Consider the following 24,191-nt stretch of genomic DNA (forward strand, 5'->3'; position numbering starts at 1 on the left):
CGCTGTTACGGGGCCCGCTGTGTGGGCCGGAGACCGTCAGCCGGTCCGGGCGAAGCGCACGGTACGAGCGGCCAGATCGGAGATGACGGAGTTGTCGAAGCCGAACAGGGCCGAGCGGGTCCGGTTGTGCAGGGGCTCGATCAGGTGCGCCGGGAGCGCCGCGGTGCCGGTGAGGATGCCGGCGACCGAACCGACGGTCGCGCCGTTGGAGTCGGTGTCCCAGCCACTCATGACGACCTTGCCGACGGCGTTCGTGTAGTCGCCCTCGGACCACAGCAGGGCGGCCGTGACGGCGGCGGCGTTGTTGATGGTGTGGATCCACGAGTAGCGGCCGTAGGCGGCGTGGATTTCGGTCAGCGCCGACTCCCAGGTCGCGCCCCCGGAATGCAACCGGATGACGTGGCTGATCGCCTCGTGCAGTCGCGAGCGGGGCGGCACGACCGTGAGCGAGGCGTCGATGGCTTCGGCGGCGTCCGACGCGGCGAAGGCGCTCGCGACGAGGGCGGCGGCCCACATCTCCCCGTAGACGCCGTTGGCGGTGTGGGAGAGCGCGGCGTCCTGGTGAGCGAGCTCGGCAGCGGCCCACGGGTCACCCGGGTTGACGTAGCCGAAGACGTCACCGCGGATCTGCGCGCCGATCCACTCACGGTACGGGTTCCGGAAACGGGCGACCTGCGGAACCCGCAGCCCGTTGATGAGGTTGATGTACGCCGCGCGCTCGGCCGTGAAGATCTGCTGGAGCGGGAACAGTGCGGTCCAGGCTTCGCCCACGTGCTCCGTGCGCATCCCGCGACCGTGGGTCTCCAGCAGGTGCAGCCCCAGGATGGTGTAGTCGATGTCGTCGTCGCGCGCCGATCCGTCGACGTGCCCGCGGGTGGTCTCGGGCCAGTTCTCCCGGAATTCGAAGCCCTTCGGCATGGGGTCGAGGGCGACGAAGTAGTCGGTGAGCGGGTACGAGTCCGTGAGCAACAGGTAGTCCCGGATGCGCTCCACGGTCCAGTAGTCCCCGTACTCGACCGGCTTGCCGAGGTTGCAGCCGGCGATGCGTCCCAGCCACGCCGCGCGCACCTTGTCGGGGTAGCCGTCCTTGTCGTACGCGACGGCCGGCGCGGGTGCCACGGAGGCGCGGATGGCGTCGAAGGACTCGGGCTCCTCGTACTCCCAGCCGGGCAGGCGCGTGCTGTCGCGCATGCCGTCGACCAGGGAGAGCAGCGTGGCGCGGTCCTCGGGGTCGGTGGCGTTGGCGGCGCGCACCACGTCGTCGACGTCGTACCAGGTCTCGCGGCGCTGGGCGACCTCGTCCGCGAGAAGGTCCCTCGGCAGGCAGGCGTCGGTGGTGGTGTGCCGGTAGTCCTCATCGAGTTCTACGGCGGAACGCGCGGGGGTCTGGGTCATGGGGTTTTGAGTCCTTGTCCATCTGTGCGGTGTCGATCCATCGGGATCGACCTGATGTGCTCACCCGTCCCGTGATGATGCAAATCGATTTGCATCCGGCGGTGGCGGTGCGGCGGGGTCCGGACCGGTTTCCGGAAGCGGCTCAGGCCGATTGCCTGACGACCAGGCTGGTGGGTAAGACGATGCGCCGGTACGGCGCGTCCGGGCCGTTCTCCACCCGCCACAGGATGGTGCGCGCACAGGCGTCACCGACCGCCGCTGCGGGATTGACGACCGTGGTCAGCCGGGGTGTGACGAGACCCGCCGTCTCGATGTCGTCGAATCCGACGATCGCGACGTCCTCGGGAACCCGTAGGCCCGCCTCGCGGGTGGCCTCCATCGCACCGATCGCGATCAGGTCGTTGGCGCACAGGATCGCGCGAGGACGGTCGGCGCGGGCCAGTAGCCGGGCTGCCGCGGCCGCTCCGCCCGCACGCCCGAGAGGTGCGTACTCGATCCGATGTTCCGGCACGTCCATACCCGCGCCGGCGGCGACGGCCCGGAACAGGTCCAGCCTCAGCGGTCCCGTGATGCCACCTCGTGGCCCCGCGATGAACCCGAGGTCACGTATGTCCTGCCGCGCAAGATGATCGACGACTTCGCCAAGTCCCTGCAAGTCGTCGGTCAGCACCTCGTCGGCGGGTACGTCATGGGGATAGGTCGTGGTGATGACGAGCGGCATCGAGGGGCCCGTGATCTGGCGCACCTCTGCGGCGGAAAGCGCCAAAGGCTGCATGACGACTCCGTCGACCCCCCGGGCCACCATCTCTTCCAGCAACGTCCGCTCCGTACGGGCGTCGCCGTCGGTGTTGCCGATGAGCGAGACGTAGCCCTCGGCCGCCAGCACGTCGTGCACGGCGCGGGCCACAGCAGGGTAGTAGGGGTTCGCAATGTCGACCAGCAGCAGCGCCACCGACTGGGTCTTCTGACTGCGGAGGCTCTTCGCGACCATGTTGGGGCGGTAGTTCTGCTCCTCGACGGCCTGCAGGATCCGCTTCCGCGTTTCCGCGGACACACTGCGCTTGCCGCTCAGGGCGTGAGAGACCGTCGTGCGACTGACACCGGCGGCCGCGGCCACGCTCCCGATGCTGGGGCGTTCGAGTCTGCGCGTCATCACGTCACCTTCTTCGGCCCTGGGGCACAAACCGATTTGCCTGATGCCGCCCTCACCCTGGAGGACGCTGGATCCGCTTGTCAACGCCCTTGCACAGAGACATCGAGACCGTGCACCCCGTCGATGTGGTGCCCGACCGGGAGGCAACCCACTTTTCCTCGTGGCTGGCCCAGAGGCCCGGTGTCGAAGTCGTCTGCCGCGACCGCACTCCGTTCCAGCCGCCGCGGCGATGGTGGAGTGTTCACGCGATTCGGCAGCAGTGGGCCGTCGGGCTCCGTTCATGCCTGAACCGGCCCTCCGGCGTCCGTTCCACCCAGCCCCTCTCGGCCAGCCGCTTCGCCCGCGAGCGCACCCCCTCGATCTTCGCCGCCGACAACTCCAGCCCCAGCCGGGCCGTCATCTCCTTCGCCTGCATGCCCTCCACCCCGAGTCCGAGCTCGGCCTCAAACAGCTCCACGATCTTCTGGTACCCCGGCGCCAGTGACGCAGCCGTCATGCCCTCCCGACGGTCGGGCACCCTCGACCTGGCGACCGGGACCTTGCCCACCGTCGACGGCGCCAGCGGCTGACCAGGCGCCTCCGGCACCGGCACGTCTCTCGCGTCCTCGGGGACGGCCAGGGCCTCGGCCAGTGCTTCCCGCGCGATGACCCGGCGCTCCAGCACCATCTCGGCCTCGCCGAGCGCGTCCAGGATCCGATCGGCCTCCACCTGAAGCTCCTCCACGGCCACCCTCTCCCGCTCCTCCAGCAAGCCCCGCACCGATAACACCGACCGCTTCTATGCCACCCTCGACGAACAGACCGGTCCAAGCCTCCCTCGGCGACACCGGAACCATGCCTGACCAGCGGAAAGTCAGAGATCACGCCCGGAAAGACAACAGCTTCTTATGCCGAGGGCTGGTTCGGCAACGGCCTTGCTGGTGGAATGAAATCTCCAGCAATTGAATCCAGGTCATGCGATGAAGCCGGGTCTGCCCGGAGCTTCGCGCGAGCCGATCTCGATCAAGGTTCTCAATCTGCGGCGCTTCCCATGACGGGAAGATCTACACATGAAATTTGGGAAGCCCCATGAAGCCTGGACTTGAGCTTGCGGGTCGGTACGAACTGCAGGAGCGCCTGGGTCAAGGCGGCATGGGCGAGGTATGGCGGTGCTACGACCAGGAATTGAGCCGACCCGTCGCGGTCAAGGTGTTGCTCTCCCTGGACGCTGAACCGGAACTGGCCGATCGGTTTCGGCAGGAAGCGACGATCGCGGCGAGTCTGCAGCATCCGGGGATCACGATGGTCCATGACATCGGCCGCCACGACGACCGACTGTTCATCGTCATGGAGTTGTTGCGCGGCGCTGATCTGGCGACGGTACTCGCGAGCGCACCAACGGGGCTGCCCATCGGACAGGCAGTGTCCTTGATGGTTCAGGCCGCCGAGGCGTTGGCCTCAGCCCATGCCCGCCATATCGTGCACCGGGACATCAAGCCAGCCAACCTGTTCCTGGTCACCGGCGGCCCGCTGAAGATCTGTGACTTCGGGATAGCCAAGGCCCTCGATGCATCTTCCACCCTCACCGTCACCGGGCGGATCTTTGGCACCCCGGCTTACATGGCCCCCGAGCAGTGGACCGGTGAACAGGTCGATGATCGCGTCGACCTCTACGCACTCGGGTGTGTTCTGCATGCGCTACTGACCGGCCGGCCGCCCTTCGCGGAGAACCAGCCTCCGTTCGCGCTCATGCGCGAGCATCTGGACAAGACGCCGGGAGGCCCGCGAGATCTCCGTCCCGAAGTGCCGGTGGATCTCGACAAGTTGGTTCTCGATCTACTTGCAAAAGAGCCTCGGTACCGCCCCTCCACCGCTGGCTTCGTCGCTTCCAGGCTCACCGCGCTTGAACTGCAGCATCGGGGGCGGACGAACCTGAACTGGCACTATGCGGCCACCCTCGACTGTGACGGAGGGATGGTCTTCGGGCTGGCGATGAGCCCCGACGGCCGGACACTCGCCAGCGGTCACATAGACCACACGGTGCGCCTGTGGGATACGGGCACTCGCCGGTGCACTACAACCCTCACGGGCCATACCGTTGGCGTCGGCGGGGTGGCGTTCAGTCCCGACGGCCACAACCTTGTGAGCGGCAGTACCGACGAGACGATCCGGCTGTGGAGTCTGGCAACTGGCCGGACTACGCGTGTCCTCAATAACCGCAAAGAGGTCGACGCTGTGGCGTTCAGCCCCGACGGGAGGGTGCTGGCCGGCGGTGGTGGATTCTACGGCAGCAACAGCATACTCAGGCTGTGGAACGTGGCCACGGGCCGCACTACGGCGACCCTCATGGGCCACGTCGGAGGAATCAAAGGGGTGGCGTTCAGCCCGGATGGCCGGACCCTGGCGAGTGCCGGTTACGAAGGAACGGCACGGCTGTGGGACGCGGCCACGGGGGAGCCCGCCGCCACCTTCACCCACGACCATCCGGTCATCGGGGTAGCTTTCAGCCCCGACGGCCGGACACTGGCCAGCGCCAGCCATGACAGGACGGTCCGGCTCTGGGACGTGTCGACAGGTCAGGCCGTTGCGGTGCTCAGAGGCGACAGCGGGTTCTGCTCTGTGGTCTTCAGCCCTGACGGCCGGATCATCGCAGGAGGCGGAGGGTTGGACAGCGGCACGGTACGGCTGTGGGATGTGGCCACGGGCACGGTTGTTGCCACCCTCACTGGCCACCACACCAATACGGTCACTTGCTTGGCGTTCAGCCCAGACGGCAGGACTTTGGCGAGCGGCAGTTGGGACGGCACTGTCCGATTGTGGGAAGCGAGTGCGAACTGAACGGAGATTCAACTCAAGGTAGCAATGGGATGGGTTGACATAGTGTGTCCGGTGAAGCTAGCCCAGGTCGTGATCCCGGTCTCCGGATCCCGGCCCACGCTCCCGCCGGGGTGATGAGTTTTGAGCCGGCCTTGTCCACGGAGGCGTTGTCGCATCGCGACCACGGTTGGGCCCTCGTGGCTGGTGGTCTAGCGCGCCCGCACCTTTGATGGTCTCTCAGCGACGGGTGAGGAAGCCGAGCGCACCGATGCCCGGATCCGGGACCACACCGCCGCGGCTGGAGAAGCAGGTACGGCCGGCCGAAGCCGAGATCACCGCAGAATGCCGCCGCGTCGGAAGCCGGGCTTCGGTCTGTCGTAGCCGCCCCGGCGCTAGTCAAGTGCCTTCTGGCCGAACGGGAGGAGGCAGACCCGACGAGCGGGGCGACCCGATGTCGCCTCTGCGCTGGACGACGAAGTCGACCCGGAAGCTGGCAGCGGCGCTGACCCGGCAGGGCCACCGGGTCTCCGCCGACACGGTCGCCGGCCTGCTGCGAGAGGAGGGCTTCAGTCTGCAGGCCAACGCCAGGACCATCGAAGGTGCTCAGCACCCGGACCGGGACGCCCAGTTCCGCTACCTCAACGAGCAGGCACGAGACCACAGGGACACCGGTGACCCGGTGATCAGCGTCGACAGCAAGAAGAAGGAGCTGATCGGCGACTACAAAAACGCCGTGCACCAATGGCGGCCCGCAGGACAGCCGGTGAAGGTCAAGACGCACGACTTCCCCGGCCAGGCCGAGAAAGCGATTCCGTACGGAATCTATGACACTGCTGCGAACACCGGCTGGGTCAGTATCGGCACCGATCACGACACCGCGACGTTCGCTGTTGCCTCGATCCGGCGCTGGTGGCAGGCCCGCGGCCAGCACGACTACCCCCGCGCCCGCCGGCTGCTGATCACCGCCGACGGCGGGGGCTCCAACGGCTACCGCACCCGCGGCTGGAAGACGCAGCTCGCCGGTCTCGCTGCTGAGACCGGTCTTGAGATCACGGTGTGTCACCTGCCGCCAGGCACCTCGAAGTGGAACAAGATCGAGCACCGGTTGTTCGCCCAGTTCACCATGAACTGGCGCGGCAGACCCCTGACCAGCCATGAAGTCATGCTCCAAATCATCGCCGCGACCACCAGCCGCACCGGTCTCATCGTGGATGCCGAACTCGACAGCGGTGAGTACCCCACCGGCATCCGCATCAGCGACGACGAGATCGCCGCCCTGCCCATCACCCGCCACCGCTTCCACGGCGACTGGAACTACACCCTCCACCCCCAGCGTCCGATGGAGGCCGCGACCGCCGGCAGGACACCGGACGAGGCCCTGGCGGACCGACCGACTCGCCTCACGCGGCGTTCGCTCCAGGACCCGGAACTGACCGGGATGACCCGCCGGCAGCTCAGCGAACTCATCGACTCGTTGACTCCAGCGATGGAGGTCCAACGCGAGCGAGTGCTCCGCACGCGTCGAAGCCACGAACGCCTGGTGGCCCCTGGCGCAGGAGCCAAAGCCAAGCTCACCTCAGCCGACCGGGTCCTGGTCACCGTGCTCCACCTGCGGAAACTCGCGACCCTGGACCTCCTGGGCCAGCTCTTCAACACCACCGCCGTGACCATCAGCCGCGCAGTGAAAGACGTCCGTCCGCTCCTGGAAGCCCATGGTGTCCATCTCCCTGCTTCAACGGCCCGTTTCCGCACGCAGGAAGACATCGCGAGGTTCCTCGCCCCGGACAACACCAAGATCAAACCAGCGTGTTGATTCCCGGCAAGCCCCAAGTGCCCGAAGACCGAGGCGGCTCAGGTCAGCTTCTGCCCCCGGTGGGACGATTTCGTCGCCAGGGTCGGCTCCGCCTCTATGAGGGCTGGGTCGAGTCACTTCCTGCCGAGCCGCCGGCTGCCCCAAGGTCTCTGCAGATCCATTGGCGACGGAGTCGTTCCCGCCTATCGCGGCCCCGACGGTTCGACCGGCCGGTTCGGCACAGCCTTGGCATTCTTGGCGGCGGCTGCCGCGACGGTTGCCAGGTCTTCGCCCGAGAAGCCGGCGCGGCTCAGCACTGCCAGGGATTTGTTCGTTGCCAGCGTGCACAACGCCAGCTCTGCCGCCTCCTGATCATCGGCCCCCGCCGCCAGCAACGCCTGCTCCAGCATCGCCCGCAAACCGTCGATCATGGCGCGGACCATCGCCCGGCCCTCCGCGTCGAGGGCCGGGAACTGCGTTGCCGACACCGTGAGCAGGCAGCCGTCCGGGACCGTCGGGTCGACGATGCGGTTCAGGGTGACCTGCAGGTAGGCGGCCACAACGGCGCCCGGGCTCGAGTGGGGGCCGGACAGCGCCTGCTCGTACAGCGGGTGGTAGGTCTGCGCGTACCGTTGGAGACTTTTGCGGAAGAGGGTGCTCTTGTCGCCGAAGGTGCCGTAGAGCGAGCCCCGGCCCAGGCCCGTGCCCTCGGTCAGGCGATCGATCGAGGCCTCCGAATAACCCCAGCGCCAGAAGACGTGCATCGCACGTCGTAGCGCCTCGTCCACGTCGAACTGCTTGCGGCCCGCCATGGTCCGCGGGTGGGGAGAGGGGCGGTGGAGATCGTAGAGCGAGGTGGGGCGGTCACAGTGCGGTGACGTCGGTGCGCCGGTTGTCCGGCTTGAACGGCAGCGTGGTGACTGTCGCCCGGATCTCCCGCTGCGGGGTGCCCGGCCGGCCCCACAGGACGACGACCTCCGTGCCGGGTGCCGTGTGCGCCGGGTCGAGTACGCACAGGGAGATCATCGCCCGCAGGGTCGGGCTCACGGTGCGGCCCGTTGCCACGCCCACCGGATCGCCCGACATCAACACCTGGTCGAAGTGGGGGCCGCGTGCGCGCGGCATCTCCATCTGGTCGGGCAGTTCAGCGTCGCTCAGGAGCGAGGTGAGGACGCCGGCGACATCCTGTTCGTTCCAGCGCAGACCGACCAACTGGCGGCCGGGAAGGCCCTTTTCGGCGTCCGCGACCAGAGCGTCCCGGCCGATGAAGTCGCGGTCGGGGACGCCCTTGCGGAACCCCCAGCCGAGTTCGCCCGGCTTGCGGAAGTAGTCGGTCACCCCGCCCGCCGGGACGAAACTGCCGCTGGGCGTGCCCTTGCGGAACTGCCTCGGCGCACCCGGCGTGAGGATCGACGCCGGCAGATAGTCCAGCCCGTTGGTCGCGATCCCGGCCTCGATGTGCTGAACAGGCTGGGCCCGGAAGCCCAGTTGACGAATGCCGACGTCCTGCCCACTCGCCACGACCGCCGCCCAGATCTCGTTGGCGTGCTCGGTCGGCCCGTGCAGCTCGTACCCGAGTTCGCCCGAGATCCCGGTGCGCAGGACCCGTACCGGGACCCCGTCGACCGTCGACATACGGCTGCGGCTGAAGCCGATGTCGCGGAGATCGTCCCCCGTCAGCTTCTCCAACGTGGCCAAGGATGCCGGTCCTTGGACGCCGAAGATGAACCGGTCGGGGCTGACGTCGGTCGCTGCCGCGTCCCAACCGCCCTGGCCCAGTTGCCACAACAGCCAGTCGCAACTGCCCGCGGTGTAGACGAACTCCTCGGGGCCGAGCCGGCACAGCACGCCCTCGGAGGCGATCCAGCCGTTCTCGTCGAGCTGCACATGGTGCTTGATCTGCCCGGTCTCGAAGCGGGACAGGTCCCGCATCCCCAGTCGGCCCAGGAACGCGAGCGCCTGCGGGCCGTGCACCTTCACCTTGTGGAGCGAGGTCCAGTCACCGAGATAGCACGAGCCGACATGGGCGGCGCTCTCCTCGACCCAGTCCGAGTACTCCTCGGGGAGCAGGATCTGCGCGAAGCGGCCGAAGGTGCCCCGTGAGTTGCCCTCGTCCTGCGCTGCGGCGGCCGGACTGAACATCGCCGGCCGCTCGGTGATGAACGGTGCCTCGTTCAGCCGGAGGACCGCTTCGTAGGTACTGCGCTGTTGTGCGACCAAGTCCATTTCACACTCCATCGAGTGGACGTCATCGTCCAGGGCGTCGTCGGGGCGCCGGCCGCTGACTAGATCGATTTAGGTGGACGGTAACAGGCGGTTTCGGACAAGGCGAGAGTCGTGACGCACCGGTGATCGGTCCCACAGCGCAAGCAATGCGGAACTTCTGCGCAACGCCGGGTGGTTCAGGATCGGCGGAACCCGCGCCGTCGTACCGGCAGATGCAGCAGGTCCGTGCCCAGCACCATCGACCCGCCGAAGTCGGCCCGGCGTGCGCTGTCGCGGAGCAGGCGTCGCCAGGTCGCGTCGGAGACCACGGTCTGCTGTCCCGGGCCGAGGTGGGTGGCGAGCAGTGTTCCCGCGTCCGACTCGGCGGCGATCCGGCCGAGTTGTGCCACGTCCGTGTGGGTCGAGGTGATGTGGTCGATCAGCGCCTGGGGCAGGCCCAGGCTCGCGAGCCCCGCCGGGTAGAGGGCCTCGTGCACCAGGACGTCCGCGTGCGCCGCGAGCTTGATGTTGTTCGGGGTCGGCGCGGTGTCTCCGGAGAACACGACGCTGCCGTGGTCGGTGTCGAAGCGGTAGGCGTAGGCGGGGAACACCGCGCCGTGCGGGACCAGGACGGCGGTGACCTTCACGTCGTCGTTCTCCATGACGGCGAACGGCGCGATGGCCGGCGCGGAGTTCGTCGCCGACGCGCCGACACCCGACGGTGGCAGTACGTCGTGGACGTTGAGCAGGGTCGCCAGGTCGATGCCCGCGTGCTCGGTCATGAAGAAGGTCGGCGGCGCCGCGTACGCCTGACCGGCCAGCCTCGTCATCTCGACGGTGCCCGGCACGGCCCCCGGAGCGCCGGCGACCATCGAGGCGATGCCGACGGGACCGGGCCGTAGACCTCGATCGGGTTCTGGAAGCCCTGCGCGCCCGAAGCGCCCGCGGACAGCAGCGGGAACGAGTAGTAGTCGACGATGTGGTCGGCGTGCAGGTGGGTCAGGAAGATCCCGGCCAGCGACGGCATCGACAGACCGGCGCGCAGTTACTGCGTCACCGCTCCTCGTCCGCAGTCGATCACATACGTTCTGCCGTTCACCGTCAGCGCCGACGAGATACCGTACCGGGTGGCCAGGGGCGGCGGCCCGCCGTTGGTGCCGAGGAGGGTCACGGTCAGGCCCGCTCCGGCGGGCGCGGATCCGGTCGTCGTCGCGGCCGCGGCCGGCTCGGCGCCGAGCACCGGTACGGCGACGGCGGCAGCGGCGGATGCGGCGGATGCGGCCATCGCGCCCAGCATCGTCCGGCGCGACGTCGGTTCACCCAAGGGTTCGCACATGAAGAGACAGCTCCTTCGCGGCTCGCTTCGCGTTGCCACACCGAGCACACCTGCCCACCAGCTGGTAGAAAATATGAGCTACCGGGGCGGACTGTAAGGTTTCGCGCCGCGCAGGTGTCGGCGGATGTCAACGGCCGATCGTGGGAATCGGGTTCTCCGCGAACCACTGGGCGAGGTAGTCCAGGAAGACCGTGATCTTACGCTGGGTGCCCGGCCCGGGCCCGTGGATCGCGTAGAGCGGCCGGTCGGGTGCCGCCAGGTGGGGCAACTGGACCTGCAGGGCCCCGGAGACGAGATCGTCGTAGGCGGACCGCTGCGGCAGCAGGGCGATGCCGCGCCCGTGCACGGCTGCCTTCTGCAGGGCGATGTAAGAGTTGGACGAGAAGACCACGTTGCGGATCTTGTGCAGCGTGGAGGTGGGGCCGTGCCCGATGCGCCAGACGGGGTCGTTGACGTGCACCAGGCAGTCGTGGGCAGCCAGATCATTGGGGTGCGTCAGGGGGCCGCGTTCGTCAATGTACGTTTTCGACGCGCACAGGACGAAGGGCAGCGAGGCAATCTTCTTCAGCCGGACGTTGGAGTCCCGGAGGTCCCGGGTGTGGAACGCCAGGTCGAAACCGCCGTCCAGGAAGTCGTACGTCCGGTCGGACATGCCTCCCAGCTCGAACCGGATCTGGATTTTCGGGTGCGCAGCGGAGAAGGCGGCGATGGCGTCCCCGAGGTCCAGGCTCCCGATCCACTTCGGGCAGATGATGCTGAGCACACCCTCCGCCCTGTCGTGCATATCCGCGATGCTGGAGTCCTCGGCGTCGATCTCCTTCACGATGCGGGCCGCGAACTCGGCGTAGCGCAGGCCCGGTTCGGTCAGGCTCACCGAGCGGGCCGTGCGGTTGACCAACCGGACGCCGACCTGCCGCTCCAGCTCGGCGACATACCGCGACACGAGTGATCCCGACGACCCCAGCGCTTTGGCCGCCCCGCTAAAACTGCCGAGGTCGGCAACGATGACGAAACAACGCATGAGAAGCAGACGGTCCATGGCGGTCCTCCGATCGTCCACGGCACCGGTGTCCCTCCGGGCCGCGTCGAACATGGGGCGATGCAGTTGGGCGGAGTCATCTCGCAGGCGGCGAACCTGGAAGGCAGACGATGACAGAGCGGAAGACCGTCAGGGTCACATCGGTCGACACGCCTACCGTCACTATATCGATCTAGTGACGGTAACAGAACCCACTCGCGACTGCGAGGCCTGAGCTGGAAAACTCGGTTCGGCACAGTGCCGGCCTGCAGGCTTCGACTGAAGCCGGCCCACGGGGCGGGAGGCGGGCCAAGGGAACTCTCCCAAGAACGAGAGTCAGGCGAAGCGTCTCGTGGTTCACACCCGGATCCCTGACCACGGCTGCCACCGGACGCCCCGGACCGGCGCGGTACAGCGCGACGGCGTCGGCGAGAACTCCTGATCTCCGGAACTCCATAGATCCAGCGTCCAGGTCATCCACGACCAAGGGGAAAGCCCCTGGGGAGACCGCGGCCCGTGCGCGACTCGCAAACTTAACTTGTTGCCGATGCGCTTCCGCGTGCCTGCCGACATGCACACACTTTCGGCCATTGACGGGAGTTGGTCCGCGAACTGGGCCTTTGCGGCAGGCAGGGGTTGACGATGCAGATCGTGATCACTGCGCAGCACTCGGTTCGGACGCGGAGGAATGAGCCGTCGAAGGGCTCGGCGTCACCGTGACTCCGAGCCGGGAATCTTCGACTACCGGACGACCGCGCGATCCGAATCAGTCCGCGGTCTTTGTGATCAACGAGCGGTACGTGGACGAGGGCGCCTCGGTGGCCTCACCACGCCACGGTCCGCTTCGCGATCTGGTTCAGGTGTGAGGTGCCGCCGCGGCGCAAGCCGCGGACCAGGGCCCGAACGCACTCCTCTCGTATCTTCTCCGCCCGCGCAGTGACCGTGGGCGGTTCCAGACACCACCAGCGTCCACTCAAGGCAGTACGGACGCTCGGCCATGGAGGCATAAGCAATGACGCTTATCAGAAAAAGGTGGCTGGCCTCGTGCACGGCTGTGCTCGCCGCGTCGGCGATGCTGGCAGGATGCGGCGGCTCCAGCTCCAGTTCCGGCTCCACCACATCGGGCAAGGACAGTTCCGCATCGGGGGTTGCCACCGCCGAGAAGAAGGTGGCGGCCCTGCAGGCCATGGCCAAGACCTACCCCGTCCCCACCACGAGTGTGCCGGGCGTGGACAAGTTCAAGGGCCGCAAGGTCTTTTACATCCCGATCGTCCAGCAGGTCCCCGCCTTCGTCGCCACGGCCGGGTCGACGAAGCAGGCGCTCTCCAAGGCCGGCCTCTCGCAGCAGGTGTGCGACGGCAAGGCCCAGCCGACCGCGATAGCCTCCTGCGTCCAGCAGGCGATCACCGCGGACGCGGCCGGGATCATCCTGGACGCGATCCCTTACGGCATGGCGCAGAACGCGCTCGACGCCGCGAAGGCCAAGGGCATCCCGATCGTCATCGCGGACCAGAACCCTCCGGCCGGAGTCAAGAACAGCAACCAGGTGAGCTATGTGCCGGGTGCGAGTTCTCAGGCCACCGCGATGGCCTGGTGGATCATCGCCGACTCCAAGGGCAAGGCCAATCTGATCATCGCGCAGAATGCCGACAGCCCCACAGCGATCAAGATGGTGGCCGACTCGCTGCCGATCTACAAGAAGTACTGCCCCGGCTGCAAGGTCACGGTCACGGAGATCACCGCCTCGACGCCGGCCCTGCTGGCCTCGAAGGCCAGTTCCAACGTCCTGAGCAACCCGAGTGCCAACTACTACTACACCCAGTTCGAGGACAGCCTCCAGCCCACCATCCAGGGCATCCAGCAGTCGGGGCGTTCCGCCGGCATCTCCGTGTCCACAGCGGCCGGTTCGGTGAACGGACTGGGCCTGATCAAGAGCGGTTCGGTCAAGGCCGTCGTAGCCGCGGACCAGGTCTACATGGGCTTCGGCGTGACCGACGAACTCCTGCGCATGATGACCAAGTCCGGGCCCATCGACGAGGCCCAGCCCATGCGGCTGTTCACCAAGCAGAACATCGACAGCATCAAGGTGACAGCCGCGGCCCAGGCCTCGGGTGAGTGGTTCGGCGACGGTTCCTTCCAGGCGGACTTCGCCAAGCTCTGGGGCATCGGGTGACGAACGAGGCGGACACCGTGAGCGCCGACTCGCGGACCGACCCGCCGGACACGGCACCGCGCCATCGTCTGGAAGTGGCCGAGCTGTCCAAGGCGTTCGGCTCGACCCGGGCGCTTCGCGGGGTCCATCTTCAGATCGTCCCCGGAGAACTGCACGGGCTGGTCGGCCAGAACGGGTGCGGGAAGTCCACCCTCGTCAAAATCCTCACGGGCGTGTACGCGCCCGACCCGGGAGCATCCATCGCGGTGGACGGGCAGCAGTTGGCGCTGCCCGTCCGCCCGATGCAGCAGCGCGAGGCGGGAGTCTCGGTCGTCCACCAGAACAGCGGACTGGTGGACGACCTGACAGTGTGGGAGAACGTGCGGCTGGGGCACTATCGGGCAGGCCGGCTCTCGCGGCGGATCAACCGCCGCGAGGAGCAGCGGGCGACCGAGCAGGTCCTGGCCCGGCTGGGCCGACCCCTGGAGGTCGGCCGCCAGGTCGGGCAGCTTTCGGCGGAGGACCGGGCCGTGGTCGCCATCGCCCGGGCGGTGCAGGATCACCGCCCGGGGGGTGGGCTGATCGTCTTCGACGAGTCGACACGGGCGCTGGGCAGGTCGGCGCGGGCCCGTTTCTTCGAGCTGGTCCGGTCGCTCGTCGACGAGGGCACCTCGGTCCTGCTGATCTCACACCAGTTGGAAGAGGTCGTCGAAGCGACCGACCGGGTCACGGTGCTGCGCGACGGCGCCGTGGTCGAGGCGGGCCTGCCCACGAGCGAGGTGGACGAGGTCTCGCTCACCCGCATGATGCTCGGACGTCACCTCGTCACGCACGGGCGGGTCGGGAGCCAGGTCAAGGACGAGGTCGTCGCCTCGGCGCGGGGTCTCGCGGTCGGCTCGGTGACCGGCCTCGACCTCGACATCCGGCGCGGCGAGATCCTCGGACTGACCGGGCTGATCGGCTCGGGCTTCGTCGAGGCGGCCGAGGCGCTGGCGGGCGCACGCCCGGCCGGCGCGGGCACGCTGTCGGTCCACGGGCGCGACCTTGCCCTGGACCGCAAACGTGGCTGCACCGAGGAGTTCGTGGACGCGGGGGTGGCGTTCGTACCCGAGCGCCGCCTGGAGGCGGGGGTGGCCGGCGAACTCTCGGTGGCGGACAACCTGACACTGCCGCGCGTGCGCGGCCGCGGCAGCCGACTGCGGACCGGCTCCGCATGGCAGGCCGAGGAGACCGCCGCGATGATCGCGAAACTCGACATCCGGCCGCCCCACCCACAAACGCCGGTCCACACACTGAGCGGCGGCAACCAGCAGAAGGTCCTGCTGGGCAAGTGGCTGGCCGGCGCACCGAACCTGCTGGTGCTGCACGAACCGACGCAGGCTGTCGACGTCGGCGCCCGCCACGACATCATCGACGCGATCCGGGAGGCCGCGCGGGACGGCTGCGGAATCATCCTCGCCTCGATCGACCCCGTCGACCTCGCCGTGCTGTGCGACCGGGTGCTGGTGTTCCGCGACGGCCGGGTCGCCAAGGAGCTGAGCGGCGAACTGGAACAGGACGCCATCGTCCACGCGGTCTTCGGCGACGACACAAGACCTCAGGGAAAGGGACAGGGCGACTGATGAACGTCACCAGCCAGCAAGATACCGACACACCCCCTGCCGCACCGAAGGCGACGCAGACACGGAAGCTGACGTCGGCCTCCGCCCTTGCCGGGCACTTCGCCTCGCGTTACTCGGTGATCGGCATCTGGGTGGCCATGATCGCGGTGTACGCCGCCGCGGAGCCGGGGGTGTTCCTGACCAAGGGGACCTTCCAGACCATCTTCGGCTCCCAGCAGGCCCTGGTGTTCCTCACCATGGCCCTGCTGTGCACCGTCTGTGTCGGAGAGTTCGTGGACCTGTCGGTCCCCGCGGTCTTCGGGTTCTCCGCCACGATCCTGCCCGTTCTGGTCGTGGAGCACGGATGGGGAGTGTGGCCGGCGGCGTTCGTCGCCGTCCTGGGCGCGATCGTGGTCGGCGTGGTCAACGGCCTGCTCGTCGTCGTGGTCGGGGTGAACACCATCGTGGTGACCCTGGGAATGGGAACCCTCCTCGGCGGCATCGCCCTGTGGCTGTCGCACCTCAACACGGTCAGCGGTCTGCCGACCGGGTTCGGCAAGATCGCGTTGTACTCCGTGGGCGGGCTGCCGGTCTCCTTCTACTACGGCGTGGTGCTGGTGGCAGGCTTCGCCTATCTGCTGGCGTTCACCCCACTGGGCCGCCACATCCGCTTCGTCGGAGCCAACAGAGAAGTCAGCCGGCTCTCCGGCATCCGCGTCAACCGGATCCGCTTCGGCTCCTTCGTCGCCTCCGGCGCCCTGTGCGGTGTCGGCGCGGTCATCGCCGTCGCGGCCCTGGGCGGCTACAACCCCACCACCTCCGACACCCTGCTGCTGCCGGTCTTCGCCTCGGTCTTCCTCGGCACCGCGATCGTCCTGCCTGGACGCTTCAACCCGATCGGTACCTTCATCGGTATCTACTTCCTGGCGACCGGCATCCTCGGGCTCCAACTGCTGGGCCTGGAAGCGTGGGTCTCCTCGGTCTTCTACGGAGGTGTCCTGGTGGCAGCGGTCACCATCTCGACCTTGCTGCGCCGCCGCAGTCCATGACCGGCTCGCCGACACCACAGCCGCGCGAGGCACACCGCCGCCAGGTGGTGTGCCTCGCGCGCGACCGACGGCCAGAACGTGCTCAGGAGAACGGGAACTCCTGGTCTGCGTCAAAGGCGGTGGAGCTGACCGAGGTCCGCAGCAGGCCGGCACCTAACATGGCCGGTGTGAGGATGACAGCGACGGACCGGCGACAACTCATCACCCGGGCTGCGGGTGAGCTGTTCATCGCGCGCGGCTACGCCGGTGTCTCCATGGAGGACGTCCTGACGGCGGTGGGCGGCTCCAAGGCGACCCTCTACCGCTATTTCACCGACAAGAGCGCCCTGTTCCGCGCATCCGTGGAGGCGCTGTGCGACGAGTGGTCCCAGCCGCTGCACACGTTCACGCCGGGCAGCGCGAACCTCACCGACACCCTCGTCGCGCTCGGTGAACACTTCGCCGGTGTCGTCCTCACGCCCGAGGCCATCGCCCTGCACCGCCTGGTCACCTCCGAAGCCGTGCGCATTCCCGGGCTCGGCGAGGTCTTCGCGGAGCATGGGCCGAACGCGGGTCACGCGGTGCTCGGGCGCTGCCTCCAACAGGCCCACGACGACGGCCTGATCAGGGTCGAGGACCCGTTGCGAGCGGCGGAACAGCTCTACCAGGCCATGCTCGGCCACGCCCAGATGCGGCTGCTGACGGATGCCCCCGTCAAGCTGACCGACGCCGAGGTCCGTGCGTCCATCAACGAGGCGGTACGGGTCTTCCTGCACGGCGTCTCCGTCGACCCTGTCTGACCTTCCCCGCGGAGCCAGCCGTAGCCGGCACATGTCTTGCCCTCGAAGCGTACTGGACCGTACCGTACAGTCGCCCGAGTGTCAGGCGTGAAGGGACGGCCGATGCCGACGACGATCCGAGCCGAACATGTGGGAAGCCTGTTGCGTCCGGAGGAGCTGTTGGCGGCACGCGCCGCACGCCGACGCGGCGCGCTCTCCGACAAGGAGCTCACGGAGCTGGAGGACCAGGCGGCGGCAGCCGCGGTGAAGCTGCAACAGGACGCCGGGATACAGGTCTTCACCGACGGCGAGGTGCGCCGGGACGACTTCATGGCCTCGGTGGTGGAGACGGTCGGCGGGCTGGCACCCGCCGAGGAGTCGTCGGCCCGTCCACGCTGGATCCGCGACAGCGACGGCGCCGAACTGGAGGGCGACGTCGCGTCGGTGGCCATCACGGAGCCCCTGTACCGGCGGACGCCGCTGTCCCTCGCCGAGGCCCGCTGGCTGTCCGGGAACGCACCGGGGCCGTACAAGATCACCATGGCCAGTCCGACGATGGTGGCGGGCTTCTGGCGGCCGGGGATCTCGGACGGCGTCTATCCGACCCGGCAGGACGCGGTGGCGGCGCTGGCCGACATCTACAGGCGGGACATCGCCGACCTGATCGACACCGGGGTCTCCTGGCTGCAGCTCGACTCGCTGGCCTACTGGGCCAACATCGATCCCGAGGCCGCCCGGATGCGCCGGGTGACGGACCTGGAGGGGCATCTCTCCCACATCATCGACACGGACAACGGTCTCATCCGTTCCGCCCGCGCACGGCGGGCCGACATGACCGTGGCCATGCACTTCTGCCGGGGCAACATGCGCAGCGCCTGGTCCGCCCAGGGCGGCTACGAGCCCATCGCGGAGCGGGTGTTCGGCGAGGTCGAGGTCGACCGCTTCCTGCTGGAGTACGACACTGAGCGCTCCGGCGGCTTCGAGCCGCTGCGGTTCGTGCCGCCCGGCAAGACCGTCGTCCTTGGGCTGGTGTCGTCCAAGGTGGCGGAGCTGGAGTCGGTGGACACGCTGCGTCGGCGCATCGACGAGGCGTCGCGGTATCTGCCGCTGGAGCAGCTCGCCCTCAGTCCGCAGTGCGGGTTCGCCTCGACGAGCCAGGGCAATCTGCTGACCCTCGGCAACCAGCGCCGCAAGCTGGAACTCGTCGCCGAGACGGCACGTCTGGTCTGGGGCTGACGGCGGAACACCGCCCCGGGGCCTGATGTGGCGGGCGGGTACTCGGGGGCCGGGGCGGCGGGGGCCTCAGGCACCGCAGCGGCCGGGGGCTCAGGCGCCGGGGCGGGCGGCGAGCCGTTGGTGCGGCTTCGCGTCGTAGGGCGAACCGTTGGACGCGATGGTCAGCAGCCTCTCCGCCTTCAACTCGGTTTCCTGCCACTCCCGTTCGGGGTCCGAGCCCCAGGTGATGCCCGCTCCGGCGCCGAAGTTGAGGCGCTGCCGGACACGGTCGATCCAGAACGTGCGGATGCCTACGGCCAGTTCGCCGGTGCCGCGATCGGCGTCGACCCAGCCGATGCCGCCGCAGTACGGCCCGCGTGGTGCGGTCTCCAGGGCGGTGATGATGCCGAGGGCGCTCTCCTTCGGAGCGTCCGTGACGGATCCCGGCGGGAAGGTCGCGGCGAGCGGCTCGGGCCATCCTGCTCCGTCTCGCAGTTCTCCGCGCACTGTGGAAACCAGGTGGACGAGTCCGGGATGGCGTTCCACCGCGCACAGTTCCGGCACGGTGACGCTGCCGGTGGCGCACACCCGGCCGAGGTCGTTGCGGACCAGGTCGACGATCATCACGTTCTCGGCGTGGTCCTTCTCCAGGAGATCCGCCTCGGTGCGCCCGGTGCCCTTGATGGGGCCCGACTCGATCAGCCGCCCTTCGCGACGCAGGAAGAGCTCCGGGGAGGCTGTGGCCACCTCAAGTCCGAGGCCCGGCAGTCTGATCAGACCGGCGTACGGCGCCCGGTGGCGCGCGGCCAGCCGGTCGGCCAGCGCCTCGATGTCGGCGTCGGCCGCGATGGGCGCCGAGAGAACGCGGCAGAGGTTGGCCTGGTACACCTCGCCGCGGGCGATGTGCTCGCGGATCCGCCGCACGCCGTCCTTGTAGGCGTCGCGATCCAGCGACGTGGCCCACTGCCCGGGCGCGGGCCCGTCCCATCGGGCAGCCCGGGCTGGGTGTCGCGCGGCGGGCCGTACGTCGCGGAAGCGGGCGCAGGTCAGGCGCCCTTCGAAGTCTGCCACGACGGCCCAGAAACCCGCGGAGTCGAGGGCAGCGGGGTCATGGGTGACGTCGGCCAGTCCGGTCGCCAACCGGCCGCCGAGCCGGGCCAGAGGAGGGAGTTCCATCATGTCCGGCACCTTTCCTGAGCGCAGCGGCACTTTCCCGAGGGCAGTCGGACGGCGCGGACGCGCGTCACCGCTCAGAGCGCTGACTTCCCAACTCTCTTATGCGGGAACGGCCTTGGGCATGGCGTTCCACTCGGCCGCGCGGAGCGTGTTGACCATCAGCATGGCGATGGTCATCGGTCCCACCCCGCCCGGTACGGGGGTGATGCGGCCGGCGATGCCGTCGAGTTCAGCGGCGCGGACTTCACCGGTCAGGCCGTCGGCAGTGCGGTGGATGCCGACGTCGATGACAGTGGCGCCGGACTTGACGTGCTCGGGGCCGATGAGCCCCCGTACGCCGGTGGCGACGACGACGATGTCGGCGGGGCGGGTGACGGCGGCGAGGTCGGCGGTGAACTCGTGGGCGACCGTGACGGTGGCGCCGCGCCGCAGCAGCAGTTGGGCCAGGGGGCGGCCGACGAGTTCGCCCCAGCCGACGACGGCGACGGACGCGCCCCTGAGTTCGATGCCCTCGGCGTCGAGGAGTTCGATGACGCCGCTCGGGGTACAGGGACGCAGTCCTCGTTCGCCACGGGCCAGCCGGCCGGCGCTGGCCGTGGTCAGACCGTCGACGTCCTTGGTCGCAGGGATCCGGTCGATCAGGGTCGCGGCGTCGAGGCCTGCGGGCAGGGGCAGTTGGAGGAGGATGCCGGAGACGTCCGGGTCGGCCGCCAACTCGTCGATGACCGCGGCGACTTCGTCCCCGGAAGCGTGCTGGGAGAGGTGGCGGTGGAAGTCGCGCATGCCTGCCTCGCGGATGGCGCGGCGTTTGGCGGCGACGTAGACGGCGCTGGCCGGGTCGTCTCCGACCAGGATGGTCGCCAGTCCGGGCACCCGTCCGGAGGCCGCGGCCTCGGCGACCTGTTCGGCGACCCGGGCCCGGATGCCACGGGCGATCCGGGCACCGTCGATGGTGGTTGTCATGATGGCGAACCGCTTTCTGCTGGTGAACACTTCGCCCAACCAGGAGGACCGCCCACGGAGTTCGCGATCAACCGCGGCTGTACGGCCACCGGGACCGGGGCGGCGGAGAGCATCGGAGCGGGGCCCGAGCGAAAAACGCATGCCGCCCCGCCGCCCCTGGGTGATCCGGCACGACACAGGACCTCTCGTCCCTGCCGGGGTGTGCGGGACGAGACATGGTTCAGGCGAAGACGATGGTGTGCTTGCCGTTGCGGATGACCCGGTCCTCGGCGTGCCACAGCACCGCGCGGGAGAGGACAGCACGTTCGACGTCGGCGCCGCGACGGGTGAGGTCCCCGGCGGTGTGGGCGTGGCTGACGCGCACCACGTCCTGCTCGATGATCGGCCCCTCGTCGAGATCCTCGGTGACGTAGTGGGCGGTGGCGCCCACCAGCTTGACACCGCGTTCCTTGGCCTTGGCGTAGGGGCCGGCGCCGATGAAAGCCGGCAGGAAGGAGTGGTGGATGTTGATGATCGGCACGCCGACCCGCTCGATGAAGTCGCCGGAGAGGATCTGCATGTAGCGGGCGAGGACGACGAAGTCGACGTTGTCCTTGAGGAGCCGCAGATGCTCGGCCTCGGCAGCAGATTTGTCCGCTCCCATGGAGGGGACGTGGAAGAAGGGGATGCCGAACGACCGCACCTCCTCGGCCGTGTCCGGGTGATTGGAGATCACCATGGCGATGCTGACGGGGAGTTGGCCCTGGCGATGGCGCCAGAGCAGGTCGAGCAGACAGTGGTCGGACTTGGAGGCGAAGATCGCCACCCGCTTCGGTACGGACAGGTCGCGCAGCGTGTAGCTGAGGCCGTACGGCTTCACCAACTCCTTGTCGAAATCCGCGCGGAGACCGGGCAGCGCGGCCCGCAGACCGTCCAGTCCGAAGACGGTGCGCTGGAAGAAGGCGCCGCCCTGCGGGTTGTCGGAGTACTGGTCGAGGGAGACGATGTTGGCGCCGTGCCGGCCGAGGACCGAGGTCACGGCCGCGACAATGCCGGTGGCGTCGGCGCCCTGGACGATCAGCGACGCCTGGTGACCCGCTCCCCCGGTCTTCTTGGCGATTCCGGTGGGCGCGACCTGCGTGACGGTCATACGAGGTTGTCCTTCCTGAACTGTGCGATCCACTCGGACGTGGCCCGCAGGCCGCCGAAGGTGTAGAAGTGGATCTTTATGTCTCCGTGGCGGGCCGGGTCGTAGCCGTCCGCGAGCGCGCGCAGGAACCTGTCCGGGCCCGCGGTGCCCATCAGGTTGGTGATGGACAGGCCGTACTTCTTGGCGATGGAGGCGCTGGTGCCGACGCCGAACCGGGTGGCGTAGGACATCAGGCGCCGTACGCCGGCCGGGCCGGGGACGCCGATCCGGACGGGAAGCGTGATGCCCTCCCCGCGGACCTTCTCCAGCCAGGCCAGGACGGGGTCCACGTCGAAGCCGAACTGGGTGATGACGCTGCCGTCGAGTTCCTGCCCGGCGATGGACGCGCTCTTGTCGCGCAACGCGGACCAGAGCGCGTCCCTGGCGATGTCGGGGTGGCCCTCGGGGTAGCCACTGATGCTGACGTGCCGGACGCCGTACTCCCGCAGCAGTCCCGTCTCGATCAGGGCGAGCGAATCCTCGTAGGGTCCCTCGGGCCGGCTGGGGTCGCCGCCGACGGTGAAGACGTTGGCACCGGTGCCGTCGGCCCGCAGGGCGGCGAGGAACTCCTCGAACTCGGCCTGCGAGCCGAGACGTCGGGCGGAGATGTGCGGCACCGGCACGAAGCCGAGCCGTTTCACCGCGCGGGACGCCTCCAGGCGCATGGCGAGGTTCTCGTTGCCGAGGAAGGTGACGTTGATGCGGGTGCCCTGCGGGATGGAGTCCCGGGCCTCTTCCAGCTTCGGGACGTCCTTGCCTGTCATCTCCAGGGAGAAGTCCTCCAGCAGCGATGTGCTCACCGCCGCCGAGGCTGTGCTGAGGGGGTTCATCATGCTCCTCGTCGGTAAGAAGGGCGGGCCGCCTGGCGCGTGGCCCGACCGTCGGCAGGGCAGAGCTCTCGACCCGGAGAAGGGGAAACGAGCGGGGTGTTACCGACGGGCGGCCGGACGCGCGTCGCATGCAACTGCCTCCGGCCGGCCGCCGGTCACGGACTCCGGCCGGGCGGCCGGAGTCCGTGCTACGCGTTGCGCCGGTAGTCGGTGCGGGCGTGCCGGTCGAACGGGCTGACCTGGACGGTGGCGCGGATGCGCGGGAACCCGAGGTCGGCCTCGGGGTCGGTACCCAGGCCCGGGTGCTCGCCCCAGACGACGGTCACCTCGGTGCCGGGCTCGGCGTGCGCGGAGTCGATCAGCGTCTGCGCCAGGACGGTGCGGACCGGGTCGATCGACGCGGTCTGCATGGTCGTACCGACCAGGCCGGCCGAGGTCTCCACCCGGTGACGGGCGTAGGTGAGGACGAAGCCGGGATCCTCTCCCCCGCCGACCACCCGGCGCACGTCGTCGGCGTCGAACACCAGGGTGACCTTGGTGCGGCGGGGTTCGTCCTTCGCCTTGAGCAGGGCGTCGCGACCGTGGAAGTCGTGGCCGAAGTGGATCAGCTTGCCGTAGCCCAGCTCGTACGGGGATACGTAGTAGTCGGCGATGTCCTCCGAGAAGTAGCTGCCGTTGAGGGGACGCTTCCCCTCGATGCCGAACAGGGGCAACCAGGCGCGGTATTCCGCGAGTTCGGGGTCCGCGTAGATGCCCGGGACCGGAGAGGGGATCCAGCCGCTCTCCACACTCGGCGTGGTGTACGCCAGCGCGCCGACCTGGACCAGGCCCAGCGGTTCGCCGGCCTTGAGGAACGCCTCGTGCACATACGCCGCGTGCTCCCACGGGCCGATGAACTCGTAGCCGGCCTGTCCGGCCATGCCGTGGCGCAGCGCCTCGAAGGAGCGGCCGTCCAGGGTGACCGGGGTGGAGTGGAAGAACTTGGTCTCCGGCAGCGGGCCGCCGAAGACCTTCTCGATCAGCTCCAGTGCCAGCGGACCCTGGATCTGGTAGCGGAACAGTTTGGGGTCACCGCCGCCGGGACGGAAGGCGGACGACGTGTCGGTCTCGAAGCCGACGTCGTAGCCCGCCTTCTCCGCGTGGTACTGCACCCAGTGCTGGGCGGCGGGGACACCGCTGAGGAGGTACTTGTTCTCGGCGCGCCGGGCGAGGATGCCGTCGGTGACGATCTTGCCGTCCCGGGTGACCGGTATGTACTGCTTGGCCTGGCCGATCGCGAACTTCTCGAAGTTGTTGGCGCCGCACTCGGCCAGCACGCGGGTCGCGTCGGGGCCCTCGATCCACAGGTCGTACATGTGGTGCGAGAGGTTGAGCAGTGCGACGCCCTCGTGCCAGGCTGCCTGCTCCTGGCGCCATCCGACGTACTCCCGCTCGACCACCTCGGGGGTCCACGGCTCGGCGTTCGGCTGCCACAGCAGACCTATGGGCGAACCGGCCTTGTCGATGCCGTCCTGAAGACTGGGGATTGCCATTGCGGCTCCTCTCAAAGCCATCTCCCTGAGGCACTAAATCGATCTAGTGACG

At 68.6% G+C, this 24,191-nt stretch carries 20 protein-coding genes and 1 pseudogene; 7 read left to right on the forward strand and 14 right to left on the reverse strand.

The features are described from left to right. Nucleotides 1–36 precede the first annotated feature (36 nt). From OG219_RS04305 to OG219_RS04315, 3 genes are all read right to left on the reverse strand, one after another. The gene (locus OG219_RS04305; RefSeq protein ID WP_323183263.1) at nucleotides 37–1,395 is read right to left on the reverse strand and encodes an ADP-ribosylglycohydrolase family protein; all 1,359 of its coding nucleotides are present in this window, start codon (nucleotides 1,393–1,395) and stop codon (nucleotides 37–39) included. Between the two features lie 142 nt (nucleotides 1,396–1,537). Beyond that, on the reverse strand, nucleotides 1,538–2,548 hold the full coding sequence (locus tag OG219_RS04310) for a LacI family DNA-binding transcriptional regulator (protein ID WP_266823015.1): 1,011 nt from the start codon (nucleotides 2,546–2,548) through the stop codon (nucleotides 1,538–1,540). 241 nt (nucleotides 2,549–2,789) lie between these two features. After that, a complete protein-coding gene (locus OG219_RS04315; RefSeq protein WP_266823017.1) occupies nucleotides 2,790–3,272 on the reverse strand; it encodes a hypothetical protein in 483 nt (160 codons plus the stop codon). A gap of 344 nt (nucleotides 3,273–3,616) precedes the next feature. Between OG219_RS04315 and OG219_RS04320 the strand changes: the two genes are divergently transcribed. Both OG219_RS04320 and OG219_RS04325 read left to right on the forward strand, forming a co-directional pair. Beyond that, nucleotides 3,617–5,365: a WD40 repeat domain-containing serine/threonine protein kinase gene (locus tag OG219_RS04320; RefSeq protein WP_266823019.1), complete on the forward strand. Its 1,749-nt coding sequence runs from the start codon at nucleotides 3,617–3,619 to the stop codon at nucleotides 5,363–5,365. Between the two features lie 409 nt (nucleotides 5,366–5,774). After that, nucleotides 5,775–7,157: pseudogene (locus OG219_RS04325) on the forward strand (ISAzo13 family transposase); the annotation flags it as partial. 182 nt (nucleotides 7,158–7,339) lie between these two features. On the opposite strand, the gene OG219_RS04330 reads toward OG219_RS04325, so the two are convergent. The 6 genes from OG219_RS04330 to OG219_RS04355 form a co-directional block, all read right to left on the reverse strand. Next, the gene (locus OG219_RS04330; protein WP_266823021.1) at nucleotides 7,340–7,948 is read right to left on the reverse strand and encodes a TetR/AcrR family transcriptional regulator; all 609 of its coding nucleotides are present in this window, start codon (nucleotides 7,946–7,948) and stop codon (nucleotides 7,340–7,342) included. A 52-nt stretch (nucleotides 7,949–8,000) separates the two neighbouring features. Further along, on the reverse strand, nucleotides 8,001–9,362 hold the full coding sequence (locus tag OG219_RS04335; RefSeq protein WP_266823023.1) for a glycine cleavage T C-terminal barrel domain-containing protein: 1,362 nt from the start codon (nucleotides 9,360–9,362) through the stop codon (nucleotides 8,001–8,003). Nucleotides 9,363–9,538: 176 nt separating this feature from the next. Next, nucleotides 9,539–10,171, reverse strand: a complete 633-nt coding sequence (locus OG219_RS04340) for an MBL fold metallo-hydrolase (protein ID WP_266823025.1) — start codon at nucleotides 10,169–10,171, stop codon at nucleotides 9,539–9,541. Then, on the reverse strand, nucleotides 10,168–10,368 hold the full coding sequence (locus OG219_RS04345) for a hypothetical protein (protein ID WP_266823027.1): 201 nt from the start codon (nucleotides 10,366–10,368) through the stop codon (nucleotides 10,168–10,170). The genes OG219_RS04340 and OG219_RS04345 overlap by 4 nt, the downstream gene beginning before the upstream one ends. An 18-nt stretch (nucleotides 10,369–10,386) precedes the next feature. Then, entirely contained in the window at nucleotides 10,387–10,677 is a 291-nt protein-coding gene (locus OG219_RS04350; RefSeq protein WP_266823028.1) for a hypothetical protein, read from the reverse strand. A gap of 127 nt (nucleotides 10,678–10,804) precedes the next feature. Continuing rightward, nucleotides 10,805–11,716, reverse strand: a complete 912-nt coding sequence (locus OG219_RS04355; RefSeq protein ID WP_266823029.1) for a LysR family transcriptional regulator — start codon at nucleotides 11,714–11,716, stop codon at nucleotides 10,805–10,807. A gap of 991 nt (nucleotides 11,717–12,707) precedes the next feature. Here OG219_RS04355 and OG219_RS04360 point away from each other — a divergent pair. The 5 genes from OG219_RS04360 (at nucleotide 12,708) to OG219_RS04380 (ending at nucleotide 18,491) form a co-directional block, all read left to right on the forward strand. Continuing rightward, a complete protein-coding gene (locus OG219_RS04360) occupies nucleotides 12,708–13,868 on the forward strand; it encodes a substrate-binding domain-containing protein (protein WP_266823030.1) in 1,161 nt (386 codons plus the stop codon). Beyond that, nucleotides 13,865–15,469: a sugar ABC transporter ATP-binding protein gene (locus tag OG219_RS04365; RefSeq protein ID WP_266823032.1), complete on the forward strand. Its 1,605-nt coding sequence runs from the start codon at nucleotides 13,865–13,867 to the stop codon at nucleotides 15,467–15,469. The genes OG219_RS04360 and OG219_RS04365 overlap by 4 nt, the downstream gene beginning before the upstream one ends. Then, entirely contained in the window at nucleotides 15,469–16,497 is a 1,029-nt protein-coding gene (locus tag OG219_RS04370) for an ABC transporter permease (protein ID WP_266823034.1), read from the forward strand. The genes OG219_RS04365 and OG219_RS04370 overlap by 1 nt, the downstream gene beginning before the upstream one ends. Before the next feature lie 173 nt (nucleotides 16,498–16,670). Beyond that, complete coding sequence (locus tag OG219_RS04375) at nucleotides 16,671–17,276, forward strand: TetR/AcrR family transcriptional regulator (RefSeq protein ID WP_266835998.1); 606 nt, start codon at nucleotides 16,671–16,673, stop codon at nucleotides 17,274–17,276. Between the two features lie 102 nt (nucleotides 17,277–17,378). After that, nucleotides 17,379–18,491: a cobalamin-independent methionine synthase II family protein gene (locus tag OG219_RS04380; RefSeq protein WP_266823036.1), complete on the forward strand. Its 1,113-nt coding sequence runs from the start codon at nucleotides 17,379–17,381 to the stop codon at nucleotides 18,489–18,491. 90 nt (nucleotides 18,492–18,581) lie between these two features. Here the strand turns inward: OG219_RS04380 and OG219_RS04385 are convergent, their stop codons facing one another. From OG219_RS04385 to OG219_RS04405, 5 genes are all read right to left on the reverse strand, one after another. Next, nucleotides 18,582–19,649: a chorismate-binding protein gene (locus OG219_RS04385; protein WP_266823038.1), complete on the reverse strand. Its 1,068-nt coding sequence runs from the start codon at nucleotides 19,647–19,649 to the stop codon at nucleotides 18,582–18,584. Nucleotides 19,650–19,745: 96 nt separating this feature from the next. Continuing rightward, the gene (locus tag OG219_RS04390) at nucleotides 19,746–20,609 is read right to left on the reverse strand and encodes a bifunctional 5,10-methylenetetrahydrofolate dehydrogenase/5,10-methenyltetrahydrofolate cyclohydrolase (RefSeq protein ID WP_266823040.1); all 864 of its coding nucleotides are present in this window, start codon (nucleotides 20,607–20,609) and stop codon (nucleotides 19,746–19,748) included. A 220-nt stretch (nucleotides 20,610–20,829) separates the two neighbouring features. Further along, complete coding sequence (purU, locus tag OG219_RS04395; protein WP_266823042.1) at nucleotides 20,830–21,738, reverse strand: formyltetrahydrofolate deformylase; 909 nt, start codon at nucleotides 21,736–21,738, stop codon at nucleotides 20,830–20,832. After that, nucleotides 21,735–22,607 (reverse strand): methylenetetrahydrofolate reductase, encoded by an 873-nt coding sequence (locus tag OG219_RS04400; RefSeq protein WP_266835999.1) that lies wholly within the window; start codon nucleotides 22,605–22,607, stop codon nucleotides 21,735–21,737. The genes purU and OG219_RS04400 overlap by 4 nt, the downstream gene beginning before the upstream one ends. Nucleotides 22,608–22,795: 188 nt before the next feature. Continuing rightward, a complete protein-coding gene (locus OG219_RS04405; RefSeq protein ID WP_266823044.1) occupies nucleotides 22,796–24,139 on the reverse strand; it encodes an aminomethyl transferase family protein in 1,344 nt (447 codons plus the stop codon). Nucleotides 24,140–24,191: the final 52 nt, after the last annotated feature.

The sequence above is a fragment of the Streptomyces sp. NBC_00038 genome (genome assembly GCF_026343635.1).
Lineage (GTDB): Bacteria > Actinomycetota > Actinomycetes > Streptomycetales > Streptomycetaceae > Streptomyces.